Annotated in this window: 14 protein-coding genes; 6 read left to right on the top strand and 8 right to left on the bottom strand. The window is 59.0% G+C overall.

What is annotated here, in order from left to right; translation table 11 throughout:
• Positions 1–255: 255 nt before the first annotated feature.
• A complete protein-coding gene (locus HMPREF1494_RS03620; protein ID WP_033489277.1) occupies positions 256–1,071 on the bottom strand; it encodes an HAD-IIB family hydrolase in 816 nt (271 codons plus the stop codon).
• Between the two features lie 80 nt (positions 1,072–1,151).
• Here HMPREF1494_RS03620 and HMPREF1494_RS03615 point away from each other — a divergent pair, with 80 nt between their 5' ends.
• Positions 1,152–1,580, top strand: a complete 429-nt coding sequence (locus HMPREF1494_RS03615; protein WP_074695905.1) for a metallopeptidase family protein — start codon at positions 1,152–1,154, stop codon at positions 1,578–1,580.
• Between the two features lie 4 nt (positions 1,581–1,584).
• Here the strand turns inward: HMPREF1494_RS03615 and HMPREF1494_RS03610 are convergent, their stop codons facing one another.
• From HMPREF1494_RS03610 to HMPREF1494_RS03600, 3 genes are read right to left on the bottom strand one after another with little or no spacing between them, the layout of a single operon-like run.
• Complete coding sequence (locus HMPREF1494_RS03610) at positions 1,585–3,120, bottom strand: DUF5719 family protein (protein ID WP_034519636.1); 1,536 nt, start codon at positions 3,118–3,120, stop codon at positions 1,585–1,587.
• Positions 3,117–6,215, bottom strand: a complete 3,099-nt coding sequence (locus HMPREF1494_RS03605; protein WP_034519634.1) for a glycosyltransferase family 2 protein — start codon at positions 6,213–6,215, stop codon at positions 3,117–3,119. The genes HMPREF1494_RS03610 and HMPREF1494_RS03605 overlap by 4 nt, the downstream gene beginning before the upstream one ends.
• 32 nt (positions 6,216–6,247) lie before the next feature.
• On the bottom strand, positions 6,248–6,547 hold the full coding sequence (locus HMPREF1494_RS03600) for a WhiB family transcriptional regulator (RefSeq protein ID WP_034519632.1): 300 nt from the start codon (positions 6,545–6,547) through the stop codon (positions 6,248–6,250).
• Positions 6,548–6,821: 274 nt separating this feature from the next.
• On the opposite strand from HMPREF1494_RS03600, the gene HMPREF1494_RS03595 reads away from it, so the two are divergent.
• The 4 genes from HMPREF1494_RS03595 to HMPREF1494_RS03580 all read left to right on the top strand — a co-directional run bounded on the left by HMPREF1494_RS03595 (position 6,822) and on the right by HMPREF1494_RS03580 (position 11,945).
• Positions 6,822–8,213 carry an LCP family protein gene (locus tag HMPREF1494_RS03595; RefSeq protein ID WP_439099689.1) on the top strand — a complete coding sequence of 464 codons (1,392 nt, stop codon included), beginning with the start codon at positions 6,822–6,824 and terminating at the stop codon, positions 8,211–8,213.
• A 69-nt stretch (positions 8,214–8,282) separates the two neighbouring features.
• Positions 8,283–9,665 (top strand): LCP family protein, encoded by a 1,383-nt coding sequence (locus HMPREF1494_RS03590; protein WP_192917616.1) that lies wholly within the window; start codon positions 8,283–8,285, stop codon positions 9,663–9,665.
• 93 nt (positions 9,666–9,758) lie between these two features.
• On the top strand, positions 9,759–11,582 hold the full coding sequence (locus HMPREF1494_RS03585; protein ID WP_003840599.1) for an FtsK/SpoIIIE domain-containing protein: 1,824 nt from the start codon (positions 9,759–9,761) through the stop codon (positions 11,580–11,582).
• Positions 11,583–11,666: 84 nt separating this feature from the next.
• The gene (locus HMPREF1494_RS03580; RefSeq protein WP_003809589.1) at positions 11,667–11,945 is read left to right on the top strand and encodes a WhiB family transcriptional regulator; all 279 of its coding nucleotides are present in this window, start codon (positions 11,667–11,669) and stop codon (positions 11,943–11,945) included.
• 102 nt (positions 11,946–12,047) lie between these two features.
• On the opposite strand, the gene HMPREF1494_RS03575 is transcribed toward HMPREF1494_RS03580, so the two are convergent.
• Entirely contained in the window at positions 12,048–13,532 is a 1,485-nt protein-coding gene (locus tag HMPREF1494_RS03575) for a sensor histidine kinase (protein WP_003843901.1), read from the bottom strand.
• A 133-nt stretch (positions 13,533–13,665) separates the two neighbouring features.
• Between HMPREF1494_RS03575 and trhA the strand changes: the two genes are divergently transcribed.
• The gene (gene trhA, locus HMPREF1494_RS03570; protein ID WP_034519622.1) at positions 13,666–14,562 is read left to right on the top strand and encodes a PAQR family membrane homeostasis protein TrhA; all 897 of its coding nucleotides are present in this window, start codon (positions 13,666–13,668) and stop codon (positions 14,560–14,562) included.
• A gap of 117 nt (positions 14,563–14,679) precedes the next feature.
• Here the strand turns inward: trhA and HMPREF1494_RS03565 are convergent, their stop codons facing one another.
• From HMPREF1494_RS03565 to HMPREF1494_RS03555, 3 genes are read right to left on the bottom strand one after another with little or no spacing between them, the layout of a single operon-like run.
• Positions 14,680–15,159: a GreA/GreB family elongation factor gene (locus tag HMPREF1494_RS03565; protein ID WP_003840604.1), complete on the bottom strand. Its 480-nt coding sequence runs from the start codon at positions 15,157–15,159 to the stop codon at positions 14,680–14,682.
• A 40-nt stretch (positions 15,160–15,199) separates the two neighbouring features.
• Entirely contained in the window at positions 15,200–15,607 is a 408-nt protein-coding gene (locus HMPREF1494_RS03560) for an FKBP-type peptidyl-prolyl cis-trans isomerase (RefSeq protein ID WP_003840606.1), read from the bottom strand.
• Positions 15,608–15,658: 51 nt separating this feature from the next.
• Positions 15,659–17,116, bottom strand: coding sequence for an L-serine ammonia-lyase (locus HMPREF1494_RS03555; RefSeq protein WP_033489306.1), 1,458 nt, complete (start codon positions 17,114–17,116; stop codon positions 15,659–15,661).
• Positions 17,117–17,140: the final 24 nt, after the last annotated feature.

Raw genomic sequence — 17,140 nt, 5'->3', positions numbered from 1 at the left:
CATAGCGGCCCGTCACATTCCTCATCACCATGGTCCTTCCACGACAGAATCGCGCGACGTACGAAACCGCGATACCAACCGCAGGCAAACCAGCGATCCATCACAACGCCTGGCAAGGATCGCTCCACATGTTGGTGGAACAGTTTCCGGCATTCCACGCATAACACGGCATCCGGGCAGTCACATCCTGCGCAACCTCTGGGGAACATCAGGTCGGCGATCATCGCCGCCATGCGCGCCGCCTCCCCCATGCGATCACCCGGCTTGCCCACGCAGGGATTCGATGATGTCGTCACACAGCATCACGGTGTCGGCGGGCCCGGTGACGCGTACGGCACGCGTACCCGCCACTGCGGCCGGATAATCGTTGCCATCGGGATCCATGCGGTCTCCCACGAAGATGATCTGATGCACGTCTATGCCGAGAATCCGCGCCAATTCTTGCACCGCAAATGATTTGTCGATGCCGCGCGCGGAGATATCGACGCTGGTAGAGCCTCCTGAACGTACCGCCAAATGCGGCAGATCGGTAGCGACCGCCTGCGCAAGGCGATTCTTCTTCTCATTGGTGGGGTCCCATGCCTCCTTCGCCTCCACGGGTGCATTCTGCCCGAGTGCGGAGAAAGTAATCTGGCTACCACGGTCCTCGATACGCTCCCCCCACGGAGTGCCGGACCACACACCTTGCGCCTTGGCGTTGCGTTCCAGGGATGCTATGGCCTTGGCGCGATCCTCGCTACTGAGGTCACGGGCGAAGACTTGTTCCCAAGCCCCGCCGTCCCAGCGATAATACCGGGTACCACTGGTCGGCATCAGATGCAGATGGAATCGATTGGCCTCGGCCGTCAGGCGGTCGGTGATCTGACTGGTCACCAAGGCGTATTTCCCGCCTGAGACCACGGCCACGGGAATCAGCGTGGTGAGGAGCGAGAATCGCTCGGCCATGTCATCCTTCATGGGTTTTTTCGAGCGCGCCAGTGTATTGTCAAGGTCGAAGGCCACCACACGGGCACCGGAACACAGGGCGTCGACATCCACGTCGTTCCACATCGGTACTGAAACCACCGCCAATGTATGCCTTCCTTCCCGCGCTGGACCAATGTCATTATGGTAGCGCACGACACGACCTCCGCCTTGCTATGGTAGAGGCTATGCATCAACTGCCTTGGGAGTCTACAGTGTACCGCAATCGTCATGGAAGGGGCATTCGAACGCCTATGTTCGGTACGCGTCTGCCTCGATATCGTACGAGAAGCGGCATGTTCGACGATATGGTGGTGGCGCAGATTCGACGTCTTAATGGCGCATGGCCGGAATTGGTAGCTCCCGTGCAGTTCGCCGTTGAGGATGTGCCGCCGTCCGATCCCGCCCCTTGGGAGGCCGTGCCTCACTTCGGATCGCAGTGTTTCCCCGCTGATCATGGCATACCGCCTCGCATTGTGCTCTACCGCATGCCGCTGCAGTCCCACGCACGCAGCCGCATGGATCTGCAGTTCGCCATCCGTGACGAAGTGGTCTCGCGTTTGGCTGAACTTTACGGCCGACGTCCCGAAGAAATCGATCCTGACTGGGGTATGTAGGCCATTACCGTACGACGGTCATGTCGGCGTTGGCCCAGATCCGCTCCTTCGTCTCCTTCAAATCGACGGGCGAGATGATGGACAGGCCCGCCATCTTGGCTTTTGCCACGTCTTCCTGCCCGATGCGTCCGTTCCATACCATGGCCCCGTCGTCATCGTTCAGGCTCACGGCCGCCACGGTACCATCGACATCCGCAAGATCCAACATCGTGGCCGCCCCCGCCTTCAGGGCGATGGTGCGTTCGTCGATTCGCTTGCCGTCTGCGTCATAGCAGCGCAGCACGGCGGATGCTTCCTGATCGGAAGCATTCATGACACCCAGTTTCGCCGAAGCCTGATCGGGTATCGCCACAGCGGAGACATGCGACGGACTTGCCGCATTCACCAATGCAAAATCGGATTGCCCGTCGTTGCCGTCGTCATCGATCTTCGCGGAGACGGAAATCGGTTGGCTGGAGCTGATGATGATGCCCGTCACCCCCTTGGGCACGTCGCCCAGGTCGATGACCGACGCCCGATCGCCTTCGATGGTCTGCCGATGCGCCTGCTTGAGTCCTTTGCCATCCACCCAGGAAACCGTGACATCGGCGCTCTGGCGGGCGAACAGGTACAGTTTCACCGCATCGCCTTCGTTCAGTGCGCCGAATCCCAGCTTCTTCGATGCCGTGTTGTTGGCGACCGCATAGTCAGAGCCCTTGGCCGTCAGGCCATCCATGGCGATGCTGCGAACGATCGCCGCAACCGGTGTCTCATCGCTGGACACCGTAACGTACAGCGCATCCTGCTTGGCAGCTGCGGCCGCAAGATTCATCACCGTCTCACCATTCGCCGCCACGGTAAGCGTGGAACCCGTGGATAGGGCCAATGCGCCCGAGGCATCCGCACCCCACACCTTAACCGTCAGCGAAGTGGCCTTGGCGGACGGATTCGCCACCACCAGCTGCTGGGTCATGCCTGCCTGAGTGCCGGTCACTAGGAACGATTGTTCCAGTGCAGGTGCCACGCAGGAGGCTGCGGAAACGCCTTTCAAATCACCGTCGGTGGCCCACGACATCACCGACGAGACGGCTCCGGTACCGTCGCTGGAAGCCAGCAGACGGGTATCCTGCAGTTTGGCGCCGTCATCGACGTTGCCGGAAGCCACGAAGATTTCGTCATCATCGTTTGCATCCTGCTTATTCAACGTCGTTGCGGATGACGTGTCCTCCGATCCCAACGTAAGCGCCGACGAACGGAACACTGATCCGAACGCCGTGTATCGCACGGAGGATGCGACATTGCCGTTGGATGCCTGATATTCGCTGTCGCCATAGGCTTCGGTATCGGCTATGGTCATGCGAGCCGGGCAATATGTCTCCAACTGCGTCGGGCTTACGGTATGGGACACCAATGATCGTGAGATCGCGGATGAATCAGGATTCAGCCAGGAAGGACGGTAGACCAGCGATACGACCATCAATGCGATGATGATCACCGTCGACACGGTTGCGAGCGCCACCCGCAAGGCCACACCTGTACGGGTACGAGAATGACGGCTCATGCTGCCTCCTGATTGCGATGACGGATACGGGGCGCAGCTACCAGGCAGTACAGCGCGATAATGACGCCCATGCACCACAGCCATGCGAAACGCCATGGGCTGCTTGTTGCCGTTCTGGTTCCCGAACCGTTGACATGCTGTTTGGCCGAGTCCTGAATGGTAAGGCGGTAATAGGTGCCTTGCTCGGAACTCACCACACTTTGCGTGCCGTCGGATGCGCCGATGTTCGCACTCAGCTGATCGGCTGACTCCTTCTGGGACGCGTTGTCGTCGGCACGCACCACATAGATGCCGCCGAAGCCCAACGCGCTCAAATCGGCGATGGCATCGGCATCGGCGTTCGAAAGCAGGCGCGCACTGTCCTTGGCGATGCGCGCATTGGCATCGTCGACACGGCCTGCAACCATTTCGATGCGTTGCGCCGGGGAACTGTCGATCAGATCGCCGGACTGTGTACGCATCACGGTGTAGCTGACATGATTGGCGCCGTCGGCACGCAGGGCGAGCACACGATGGTCGGACCGTTGCTCAAGGTAATCCGCAGCCACCATAGGCAATCCCGAACGGCTCGTATGCACCCGGTTCCGATCATGTTCAAACCAGTCAAAACCCATGCAGGCCACCACTGAGGCGAGCAGCAGGCATACCAAGGCGATGCGTGCCGTGCGGATTACGGTCGGCAGCACACGATGCCGCGTTTCGATCTGCACCGCACCGCTCGCCGATTCGCGTAATGACACGAAACGCTGTACGGCACCGCCGGCAACAAGACAGACGCAGGCCAGCACGCCCATCATCATGAAAGAGACACCCGGCAACACCGAGCCGGCCACGACACCGTCCGCGTCAACCGCTACCGCCACCGCTGCGGAGAGCAGTGCCGTCACGAATCCGGCGAGCGATACCACCCACATCATGCGCGAAACACGCAGGGCAAAAGGAAGGAACAACGAGACTACGGCCAGCAACACCAGCATGGCCAGCAACACCAGCATCAACGCTCCCCAAACGCCCTTCGGCACCGTGGAGATGCCGAACGCGCGGGAAAGCACATCGGACAGGTTGAGTATCGCAGGAGAGCCATCGTGCGCGGAATCCGGAAGCATGATGCTGCCGAAAATCTGCCGCCACGATCCGACGGTAGCGAAACGCACCGCATTCACCAACGTAGGGGCGCACACAAAGGCCGCGGGCAACGGAATCAGCAACAATGCCGGCCTGTGGCTGCGCACCAGCATCAGGAACAGCAGGAACGACGCCATCAGCGGCAAGAGCAGTTGCGGTTCGGCAGCGACCACCGGAATGAAGCACAGTGCGGCGATTGCGGCGGCCTGCACCGAAGCATGGGGTTGCGTCGGCTCCTCCGTACGATACATACCCACCGCGCGGAATGAGAAGGCGAATGCCGCCGGCAGGAACACCATCACCGTCATCATGGCGACATCGGCGTCGCGGTAGATGCCCAGTGCCACTGCGAATGCGAACCAAGCCAATGCGGTCACGGAGCGTACCGTATCCGATCGGGTGAAAACGCCCGCCAAAGCCCAGAACGACATCACGCACAATGGGGCGGACAGGAAGAACACCACTGCGACGGCCGCCGCGACATGGCCCGCGGTTAACACCGACACGCACACCAATATCAGCAGCCATGGGGCACTCGGCGCACTGATCCCGGTACCGGAGGCATAGGCCCATGATGTGGTTGCCGTTTCGACCAATTGCGAAAACTTCGCCGACGTGGGCAGCAGTGTATCGGAATACATGACCGCACCGGAACATACTTCGCGCAATACATTCCAGTACGGTATGGCAATCCATGCGAATGCGATGATCGCAGCGATCAGGGCGAAAGACCAACGACGAACGAGTCTTCTGCGCAGATGCTCCTTGGCAAGAGGACTGAGTACCACGACATTGCGCTGATCAAGGAATGCCTGGCGACGGTCACGCCACTGTGCGATCTGCTGGCGGGTCACCTGCAACGTGGACAATGACTTCATCGAAACCTTGCTTTGCCTGCGTACCTCGCCTCGCGCACGCAACGCCGAAGGCAGGCGCCACAGGGTCCTCCACGGCAACGCCAACGTACAACATGCCTCATATGGCCGCTTGCGAGTCAGACACAGTATTGCGAGTCCCAACGACTGTACGATGGACCACAGCCACAACAACGGCCACCAGGAACGATGCCGATCCGTGTAGGAATATCGGGTTTCGGATACGACCACGCCCATATACGGATCGATGCGGTCCTCATCATCCAACGGCTGTCCGTCCTTGGTCCTCACACCCTCGAACCGTGCTCTCCTGTGGGCGATCCGGGCCTTGGGAACCACCACCACACGACCGCCGCCCAGACATATGCGTCGGCAGAAATCAATGGATTCCCCATATGTGGTGAACCATGGGTTGATGCCTTCGGTGGATCGCAATGTGGACAACGGCACCAAAGCGCCTGCCAGATCGACCGCGAACACGTCCTGTCGCCCATCATATTGTTCCTGATCGGGTTCGCCATCCACCACCAAGGATGTGACATCGTGGTTACCGGCATACAGACCGACGTCGTGCAACGTCTCGCCCTGCCAGTCAAGCTGTTTGGCACCAAGCAGCGATGCCGTGGGAGTATTGCGCCAGGCATCCAGCAACGATTCCAGGCAGTATTCATCGGCAGGCCTGGAATCGTCGTGCATCAGCCACAGGGCCTGCACCGATGGATCAAGATCGATCTTGCCGATCCCGCGCACAACGGCATTCGAGAAGGATGTCGCGCCCTTGACGCCAAGCAGCACCACGCGGACGGTCTTGCCCTCCGGCATTTCGATGATCGGTCCTGCCGGGGAGGGAATGATTTCGAAGGACATCTGCATGGGCTGCATGATTCCGCCGGTGCAGTCCACCACCACAATGGTGCCTGGCAACATCCGCTGCGACAGCACTGCGGTGAAGGTGGACGGAAAGAAGCGCAGATCCTCCTCTACCGTTATCACCGCGGCGACGGATGCATCGACATCCTGACGATGAGAATATGGCCTGCTGTTCAGCAGGCCGGTCACGGTCTCTTGAATATCGCTGCTGGCAATGGAACTCATAGCTCAAGTGTACGCATGCGGAACGCCATGCGTCACGCACGCTCCCTACGTTCTTTCTTGTACCGACGACGTTCACGTTCGCTCATGCCGCCCCAGATGCCGAACCGTTCGTCATGGTCGATGGCCCATTTGAGGCATTGTTCACGAACCTCGCATTGTGCGCACACCCGCTTGGCGTCTCTGGTGGAACCTCCTTTTTCAGGGAAGAACGCTTCCGGATCGGTTTGCGAGCATAACGCCTTGTACTGCCATGACACATCATCATCCTGCTTGAACAGCCCCCATAGTTCAGCAAGCGGTTTTTCGGAGGAATCGCCGACAACGCCCCACATGCGTCCCTCCTTTATCTATAATGTGCACCTTCTGCAACGTCATAAATTACACACATGCAATTTGCTTTTGTCAAATTTCATGACGTGTCAATACCCTTGCTTTCGGCGTGATGTGGTACACCCTTCCTTCTTGTCCACGCGGATAAGGTGATTTGCCGTAGAATCGGTGAATCTCATGTGATGGGCCTATAATCACATGCTTTAGTAGTGTTATATGTTTTCAGGGTGCGTCGAACGATCGACGCGAGTACTTCAAGATCAGGAAGGCGATACCGTGACCTCTTCTCCTGCCGGCAACAAGCTTCCTAACATCAATGGCCTGCGCGACTCCAATCCAAGGCACAGCCTCGGGTACCGCGTGCAGCATCGCGCGCGGACCGTGGTCGCATCGGTCATCGTGGCCATGCTGGTGTTCGCGGGAACCGCAGCCGCCGCGACATGGCTGGACGTGGACAATGTCATTCAGCACCAGAAGGTGGATGTGATCGGACAAGGATCCGTGTCGGCCGAACCGACCATCATCGATCCGAATTCCGGCAAGCCGATCGAAATCCTGCTGCTCGGTCAGGACTCGCGTGACGGTGAGGGGAACCAGGCCATCGGCGGCGACATGACGGGCAATCATCAGGCCGACACTGCCATGGTGCTGCAGATTTCCGCCGACCGCTCGGCCATCAATCTGGTATCCATCCCCCGCGATTCCTTGGTCGACGTTCCACAATGTGAGACTTCCAAGGGCACCATTCCCGCGCAATACGGCGTGATGTTCAACTCGATCTTCGCCGGCGCATACCAGACCGGCGGCGATCTGGCCTCTGCGGCCAGCTGCACGCTAAACGCCGTGAACAGTCTGACCGGCCTTAACATCCAGAATTTCATCGTCGTCGATTTCGCCGGTCTGGTGAAGATGATCGATGCCATCGGCGGCGTCGACATCTGCGTGCCGCAGGATATCGATGACCCCTACTCCACGTTGCAGCTGTCCAAGGGTATGCAGCATCTCGACGGCACTCAGGCCACGCAGTACGCCCGTACCCGCTACACCTTGGGAGATGGTTCGGATACCGCCCGCACCACGCGCCAGCAGTATCTGATCAAACAGTTGATGAGCGAAGCCCTGAGCAAGAACCTGTTCACGGATACGGCACAGCTGTACCAGTTGGCGAAATCCGCACTGGAATCCCTCAATATCTCCGAAGGCATGGCCGACACCGCCGCTCTGGTCGGCCTGGCCATGAGCCTGAAGAACTTCAACATGTCGCACCTGTACACGCAGACCGTCCCAGTGGTCGCGGCGCCGTCCGATCCAAACCGATCCGTTTGGGCCGATAACGCCGACGAAGTATGGGCCAAGATGCGTGAAGGCAAGTCGCTCTTCGAATCAACCGAGACAAACGCAACCAGCACTGATTCGACGACCACCGACGGCACCACTGAATCCCAGAACACCGATGAGAATTCCGGCGAACAGGCGCAATCCACCGAAACCCCCGACGCGACGACCGGCCTCATCACCCGAGCCGACGGCACACTGATCGACCCGAACACCGGCGGCACCGTCGATCCGGAAGACGGTTCGATTCATGATGCAACCACCGGTCAGTACATCGGCATCGCAGACCGTTATCTGAATGCCACGGTATGTGCCGTTCCGGCAAAGAACTAGGCCGTTGACGACTCTTCCCGGTTCCACTCGGTGTAAATGGGTGTAGGGACGATTCGTACTGGAGGAACTATGACCGAAGAAACCGGCGGCACGGAGCCGCACGGGACACCGCCAAGCTTCATTCCGTCCGCAGGGCGTCGAAAATCGACATCACAGTCACGCAAGCCGGCGGCCCAAGGTGCGGCTTCGCAGATTCCCAGCTTCTCCCCTGCTGCGAAGCCGGCGCGTTCCGGCACGGGTGTGTCAGGTGACGTCCCACGTAGTTTCCAACCGTCCGCGACCCGTCCTTCCAATGCCCCTCGCCGCATCACTCCCTCAAACCGCGACGCCCAATCACATGGTGACCGGACGCACGCGAGCCAAACCCCAGCCTCATTCGCTCCGGCAAACGCGCGAACAGGGCAGGTGCGGGGAACGACTCAGATCAGCAGGGCATCCTCCGCCCCCGTTGCACGGGGAGTCTCCGCAGGCACGGCATCGGCCGTAAAGATGAAGTCACGCAACCGCCATAATCCCGGCCGCATAGCACTCACGGTCCTGTTGGTGCTGATCATGGCGCTCGGACTGTCCGTTTTCTCCGCTTGGAACTGGGTGGACGGCCAGCTCAACAAGAAATCCTGGCTCACAAGCAAGGCTGATACGGCTGGGGAAAGCTGGCTCATTCTCGGATCCGACGAACGAGACGGCACCACCGGCGACACCGGAGAGGTCACCGGTTTTCGCACCGATACGATTCTGGTACTGACCAAACCGGCGTCAGGCCCTTCGTCGCTGATTTCCATTCCTCGCGATTCCTTGGTGGAGATCGATCAGCAGTATATGAAGATCAATGCCGTCGCCCAGCTGTATAGCGGCAAGCAATTGGTCAACGAGGTCGAGGACATCACCGGACAGAAGATCAACCATGTCGCGTTGATCCAGTTTGGTGGCCTGGTCAAGGTCGTGGACGCGCTTGGCGGGGTCGAACTGTGCTACGACCAAGATGTGGACGATCCGTATTCGAGTCTGAATTGGACCGCCGGTTGCCATACCGCGGATGGCAACACCGCTTTGGCGTTCTCCCGTATGCGTTACGCCGATGCACAAGGTGATTTCGGCCGCGCGGCGCGGCAACGACAGGTCATTAACGCCATCGTCAAAAAGGCCGCGTCCCGACAGACCCTGATGAACTTCGCCAAGGCCAAAACCGTGGCCCAGGCCGCATTGAGTTCCGTGACGGTGGATGAGAAGGCTTCCACCGCTTCCCTGCTGCGCATGGCGTTGGCGTTCAAGAGCGCATCCGGAGACAAGGGCATCTCGGGAAGCGTGTATTGGACGGATCCCGATTATTATGTCGACGGCGTCGGCTCGAGCGTACTGCTCGATGAGCAGAAGAATCTCGATCTGTTCTCGCAGCTCGCAACGGGCAAGCATGCCTCCGGCACCGTGGGAACGCTGGCCGAGCAAAGCTGACGACACGCCGGAGGATGTGGATAACCCACGTCCTCCGACCACAACCCCCGATTCGACTTGCTCCTTGTTCGTGGCGGCGTCCAGACTGCCGTCATGAACAACGCTCACCATCCCCAACTCGACGATGACCGGCTCATGTTGCTCAGTTGGTCCACTCCGGTACTGGCGCAGTTCGTCATGCTGATCATCATGTGCATGCAACGTCACTGGCTGTATGTGCTGATGCTTGCTCCGGGATTGCTCGGCAGTGCACTGTCGCTGGCCGTGATGGCGATACGGTCGAGACGTGCCCGTCAGGCGACGTCGCAGGCGGATACCGGCATCTCCAACAGCCAGACATCGCCCGACGTGGCTTGGCAATCGAGCCGGTCGTCGTCCGATCTCTCACGAATTCCCTGCATCGACTTCGAGCAATTGCATCATCTCGATGACGATCCGTTGATATGGCGTAGCATAGTACGCCGCTGGTTCGAGACCAATTCCTCCGGCTGCGACATCGGCATGACTGCTCATGCACCGTTCGCGATCGATCTGGTTCACGCCGGACCTCATGCCATGGTGGCCGGTACCACCGGATCGGGAAAGTCCGCTCTGCTCATCAGTTGGTGCATGGCACTGTCCATACGGTACAGTCCGGAGGCATTGCATTTCGTCTTTCTTGATTTCAAGGGCGGATCGACGTTCAACATGTTGGAGCATCTGCCCCATACCGTCGGCAACGTATGCGATCTCGACCTATCGCATGCCATACGTGCCTTGAACGCCATCGAACGGGAACTGATACGGCGTGAGGCGCTGGTCAGTGAGGAGCGGGTATCGCACATCAATCAACTGAAGCATCCACCGGCACGGCTCGTGGTGGTCATCGATGAATTCCATGCCCTGCGCGATCGGCTACCCGACTACATGCAACGACTCAATCGGCTCGCCTCGTTGGGGCGGTCGCTGGGCATGCATCTGATCGTCTGTACCCAGAATCCCGTGGGGCAGGTGCATGCCGACATGAAGGCCAATATCTCGCTGAACGTCTGCCTACGAGTCACCGATCGGATGCAATCCCACGAATTGATCGGCACCAATGCCGCCGCAGACATCAGTCCCTCCATGCCGGGAGGCGCCTACTGCCATGACGGCCAACGAGTCATGGGGTTCCGTTGCAGTGCGGTACGTCATGTTGAGACATTGGTCGATGCCATCGACACCGCCGCACGCTTCCATGGATGTACGCTCCAACAACCTCTCTTTTCGGCACCGCTCGCCGAACATGTGACCATGCGGGATTTGCGGATGCTCGGCGATGAACCTTGGCATGGCATACCGTTCGCACTGGCGGATAACGGCGTCGTCGTCGAGCCCATCTCCCTGGACATCGCTCACGGCAATATCGCCATCATCGGCGCCTATGGCCGCGGCAAGACGAATCTTCTGCTGCATTGCGCATCGCAGTTGTATCTGAGCGGCATGCGCATGGTGCGATACACCTACAAGATACGGAACGTCTACCATACCGGCAGGGAAAACCATGATGCCCGGCATACGCGCGATACCTACGTTTCCGAAGGCCACGGGCGTCTTGCCTGGTTCGTGGACGACGCCGACGATCTGCTCGATCCATTTCGCACCGATGATGCGGCCAACGACCTGCGCATGGCATTGGCGGATCCCGATGTCACCGTAATCTGCGCCGTGGAGAAGCCGAATGCCGTACTCGCTGACCGATGCCCCACCCGTATCGTGTTCCCGACCGGAGATCGGACCAATGACCTGATGAACGGCATTCCGGGCCCGATACTGGATGGATTCGAACCCGATGATTACATGATCGCCGGCCGTGCAGTGTTCATACGTCAGGCGTCGGCCTGTCTTGTCCAGTGCGTGGAACGGAAGGATTTCGCAGACCCGAGTGATTCTTTTTAGCAAGGACTCTTGAAAAGTCGTGTGATTCGTGGTTATCTGAGTAACAGACTTACAGTGCCACTAAGGCAGGAGGAAGGCGAATATATGAGCAGTGCTTTTGACTGGCGAGCCAAGGCCGCGTGCCGTGACAAGGATCCGGAGCTGTTTTTCCCGGTCGGTAACACCGGTGCCGCCTATCAGCAAATTGAAGAGGCCAAAGCCGTCTGCCGTACCTGCAAGGTGATTGATGCGTGCCTGAAGTGCGCGCTCGACACCAACCAGGATTATGGCGTTTGGGGAGGCCTCAGTGAGGATGAGCGCCGCGCCCTGAAGCGTCGTGCCATGCGGGCACGCCGTTCCCAGGCTATGCAGATGCAGGTCTGATACGGTTTTCGGCCCACATCGATCGTAATCATAAGGCCGGTCGGATTCACAAGGATTGAATCCGACCGGCCTTTCGTTTTTTTCGGTACAGCTCGTCCCGGGTCAGTCCTGGGCCGCACGCAGCTTCATATCCAGCACCACCCGGGTGCCCCCGCCATGGCGTGGCTCCCAACGCACGGTGCCGCCAAAATCATTGGTGACGAAGGTGTTGATGATTTGTGTGCCCAACCCGGAACCGGAGGAACGTGCCATGCCATCATGTTCTTCGTTGGCCAGACCCGTACCATCGTCCTCGACCACAACATTGAGGTTGTTGCCACCACGACCCACGGAAATCGTAATACGGCCATCCTTGCGTCCCTCGAAGCCATGCTCCACGGAGTTGGTGATCAATTCCGTAAGCACCAGCGACAACGGCGTGGCGTCCTGCGCAGGCATCATGCCGAACTTGCCGATGAAGTCGATGTTGATGTGCTGGTCGCGCATGGTGGCCAAATCGACGGCCATCTTCAACAGGCTGGAAATGACCTTGTCATAATCCACGATCTCGTCGGCGGTCTGGCTCAGGCCCTCGTGCACCATGGCGATGGTCTGCACACGACGCTGGGCCTCCTTCAGCTCTTTCTTGACCTCTTCGGACTTGGTCTTGCGTGCCTGCAACCTGAGCAGCGCGGAAACCGCCTGCAGATTGTTCTTCACACGATGATGGATTTCGGAGATGGTCGCATCCTTGGTCTGCAACTCCTTCTCACGGCGACGCAGTTCGGTGACGTCACGGCAAAGCACGATACCGCCACAGCGTCCATTGGTATCCATCAATGGCAATGAGCGCATCGAGACCGCCGACTTGTTGGCGTCCAGCTCGGAATCGACCGCCGCCTTGCCGCTCAGGACCAACGGCAGCGTCTCCAGCACCGGATCGTTCTCATGCAGCAGTCTGGTGCCGATCTCACTGAGGTACTCCCCCTGCATCGTGCTGACCGAGCCGAGCCTACGGAAGCAGCTGATGGCATTCGGAGAAGCGTAACGTACGATGCCGTCAACCGTCAGCACAATGAAGCCGTCGGATACACGGGCGTTATGCCGCTGGTTCATGATCGGGTTACGGTACGGGAACTGACCTCGCGGAATCATCTCATACAACTGCTTGCCTGCACCGATGCTTTCGGATTCGTACCGGCCGTTCGATTCGCGCGTCGCCATATTGGTTTCGCGAACCACCAGACCGAGCGTCTTGCCATTGTGACGTACGGGTGCATACACGTTACAGACCGTAGAGTTGCCGACTTTGCGTAGCACCGTGGAACGGAACACCGTTTCGGAGCACATGGCGGCATCGAGTTCGCCGGTCATATCCGCGGGCACTTCGTCGCCGACCACATCGTCGGTCCTCAAACTCATCACCGTGGACGGTCGGCATTGCTCGGCTATGATGTACTTCCCATCGCCGTTCTGCAGAATCAGCAACAGATCCGCAAAACTCAGGTCTGCGATTACCTGCCAGTCAGCCACCAGATGATGCAGCCATTCGCGATCTTCGTCATCGAAATCCGGTCGAGTCGTCAGAATATGTGAGAAATCAGCCATGCACCCCATCATACGCAACGCACACGAGGATACGCGCGTCATGGTCCGTCGGTATGGCGAAGATGCCGCTTGACATATCCATATGTTACGGTAACGTAGGTTACGGTTCCGTAACATATAGTGGAGGCGCACGATGGCGAAACCCACCGAAGCAGAGATAGAGGCAAAACGCGCCGCAATTAGCGAAGCGCGAGAACAGGCATTGCAGGCCAAAGCGGACGTGATTCGAATCAAGGCACGCAATCAGGCCGAGAACATCCGACGAAAGGCCGACGAGAAAGCCAAGCTGATCATCGCCAAAGGTGAAGCGCATGCGGCGAAGGTCGAAGGCATCGTCCCCGCGGAAATCGAACGCAAGATCCGCCTTGACGTGCACGGACGCCCCAAACCCATGTTGCGTGGCTGGCTTCACGCCATCGCCGCACCATTGGCATTGGCGGCCGGCATCGTACTGATCTGCCTGGCACACGGGACGGGCCTGAAATGGGCGTGCGCGGTGTTCATGACCTGCTCGTTGGTACTGTTCGGCAATTCCGCCTGCTATCATCTGGGTGACTGGTCGCCTCGGGTCACCGACGTATTGCGTCGCATCGACCACATGAACATCTTTCTGCTGATCGCGGGAACATACACTCCCGTCTCGTTCGCCCTCAGCTCATTTTGGCGCGACTCCATCATCATCGGCATGTGGACGTGCACCATCGTGGCGCTGGTCATCCATGTGATCTGGATCAGTGCGCCGCGTTGGTTGTATGTGATCGTCTACATCTTCTTCGGCGTTTCCGGCGTCGCCTTCATGGGTCTGTTCTGGATTTCCCCGTATGCCGGGCCTGCGGTCGTGGTGCTGCTTGCCGCCGGCGGCGCCTGCTATATCGCCGGAGCCATCGTCTACGGCCTAAGAAAACCCGACCCATGGCCGAAGGTGTTTGGGTTCCATGAAATCTTCCATCTGGGGACCTTAGCCGGATATGCCTGCCACATGGTGGCCATCTACATGGTGATCGTGCAATTGTGGACGATTATGGCATAGCCTGCCGGTTCGTGGCCAGTGGCCGTATGACGGCTGCACATACTAAAGGAGCGGGTCCCGTCATGTTTCGACGGGACCCGCTCTTCGTACATCACATTAGCGACGTGCTCACCGCATTCAGACGAGCGGCTTGGCGTCCTTGATGGTCACGGAAATCTCGCGGCCGTTCGGAGCCGTGTACGACACGGTATCGCCGGCATGCGCACCATTGATGGCCGCACCGATCGGCGATTCCGGACTGATGATGTCATAGTCGGTGGCGATGGAAAGATCGCGCGTTCCCAGCACATAGACCAATTCACGGCCGTTGAGTTCAAGCGTCACCACGGAGCCATCGCCGACCTCACCCTCCTTGGGGGCGGTCAGGATCTTCGCATTGCGCAATTTGACGGTCAGCTCGTCGATACGGCCCTGATTTACACGCTGAGCCTCGCGAGCCGCCTGATAGCCGCCGTTTTCACTCAGATCGCCTTCGGCACGAGCCGCGGAGACCTTGGAGAGAATTTCGTCACGATACTCGCCTTCACGCCAAGCGAGCTCTTCTTTCATCTTGTCATAGGCTTCCTGCGTGAGCAGCAGCGTCTTTTCTTCGGCCATATTGCGTCCTCCTTGACCTTGGAAGAATGATACCCGGTTGTCAGCGGGTGGAGATGATGTCGATTACGAACACCAAGGTGTCGTCACCACCGATACCGGCCTGTGGCACGCCACGAGAGCCGTAACCATACTCCGGCGGAATGGAGACCATAAGGCGGGAGCCGACATTATGCCCCGGAACGGTCTGATCCCAGCCCTTGATGACCTGTCCCACGCCAATGCCGAAGCTGGCCGGCTGATGACGGTCGAAACTGGAATCGAACGGAGTGTCCTTGCCCCAGACCACACCATGGTAGTTCACGGTAACGGTATCGCCGCGGCGGACCATCGGCCCGTTGCCTTCGAACAGCTCCACGACCTTCAGACCGGCCGGGGCGGTCTCGGACGGGAACTCGAACGCCGGACGATCGCCGAATTCGCCGGTTGCGGTAGGCATTTCAGATGCCATGATGAACCTCCTTGAAAAACACAATGCCACTTAGATTAGCACTAATTCAAACTAGCATTCAACGACGTTGACCGCCAGACCACCCCTCGAGGTCTCCTTATATTTGGCCATCATGTCCTCACCGGTATCCTTCATGGTCTTGATGGCCTGATCGAGACTGACGATATGCGTGCCATCCCCCAACATGGCCATGCGCACCGCATTGATGGCGGTGTTGGCGGCCATGGCGTTGCGTTCGATGCAGGGAATCTGCACAAGTCCGCCGACCGGATCGCAAGTCAATCCCAGATTATGTTCGATGCCGATTTCGGCGGCGTTCTCAACCTGTCGCGGCGTACCTCCCATCACGGCACACAGTCCTGCCGCCGCCATGGAACAAGCCGTTCCGACCTCCCCTTGGCATCCGACTTCGGCGCCGGAGATTGAGGCATTGCGTTTGAACAGATAACCGATCGCTCCTGCGGTAAGCAGAAAGGTGACCACGCCTTCCTCACCGGCATGATCGACGAAATGCCAGTAGTAGTGCAGCACGGCCGGTATGACGCCTGCGGCGCCGTTGGTGGGTGCGGTGACGATTCTGCCGCCGCCGGCATTCTCCTCCGATACCGCCAGCGCGAACAGATCGACCCATGCCGCATCGGACGATTCGAGTACGGCATCCGCACGGCGGCGGTCACTGCCAAGCACATCGCTGTTGGACGCAAGCCTGGCATACATCTTCGGTGCCCTGCGCGGCACTTCGAGCCCGCCGGGAAGCACCGTCTCCAGGGTGTTGCAGCCATGCTGCACGCATCGACGCATCACACGCCACACGTTATCCAGCTCGCTGCGCACCTGCACCGCCGAACGCATGGCCGTCTCATTGGCCCACACCATGTCGGCGATGTTCATATGATGCTCGTCGCACAATGCGATCAGCTCGTCGCAGGTCGTGAAGGGATACGGTACTGCGGCGGTATCAATGGAAGAATCATCGTCCCGTTCCGAAAAGGCGCTTCCTGCCGGAGGCCGATCGTGGATGCCGATCATCGGATCCTCGACGGATCCTCGACGGACGAATCCTCCCCCGATGGAATACCAAACCTGTTCCTCGATCAGATTGTCGTACGCATCGAAGGCCTGGAATCGCATGCCATTGGGATGGGCCGCCATACGATGCCACACATCCATCACCACATCATGTGCGTAGTCGAACGGAATACGATGCGTGCCGTTCAGCGACAGCTCACCCGACCGCTCGCATTCCTGCCGAATGGTGTTCACATGGTCAGTATCGACGCTTTGCGGCATATTGCCTTCCAGCCCGGCCACTGTGGCTCTATCGGTACCATGCCCCAATCCGGTAAGCGCCAAGGATCCATACAGCACGGTTCGCACGCGACCTACCCGTTCGAGGGAACCGTCACGTTCCAGCGCGGTCACGAATTCATGAGCCGCGACCATGGGTCCGACGGTATGCGAGGAACTTGGACCAACACCAATCTTGAACATTTCAAGAATGCTGAACACGAGCACCCTGCCTTCCTGAACGAC

Origin of the sequence: Bifidobacterium sp. MSTE12 (assembly GCF_000513015.1) — a bacterium.
Classification (GTDB): domain Bacteria; phylum Actinomycetota; class Actinomycetes; order Actinomycetales; family Bifidobacteriaceae; genus Bifidobacterium; species Bifidobacterium dentium.
The sequence above is the reverse complement of the archived record's forward strand: the minus strand, read 5'-3'. Positions and strand labels throughout refer to the sequence as shown.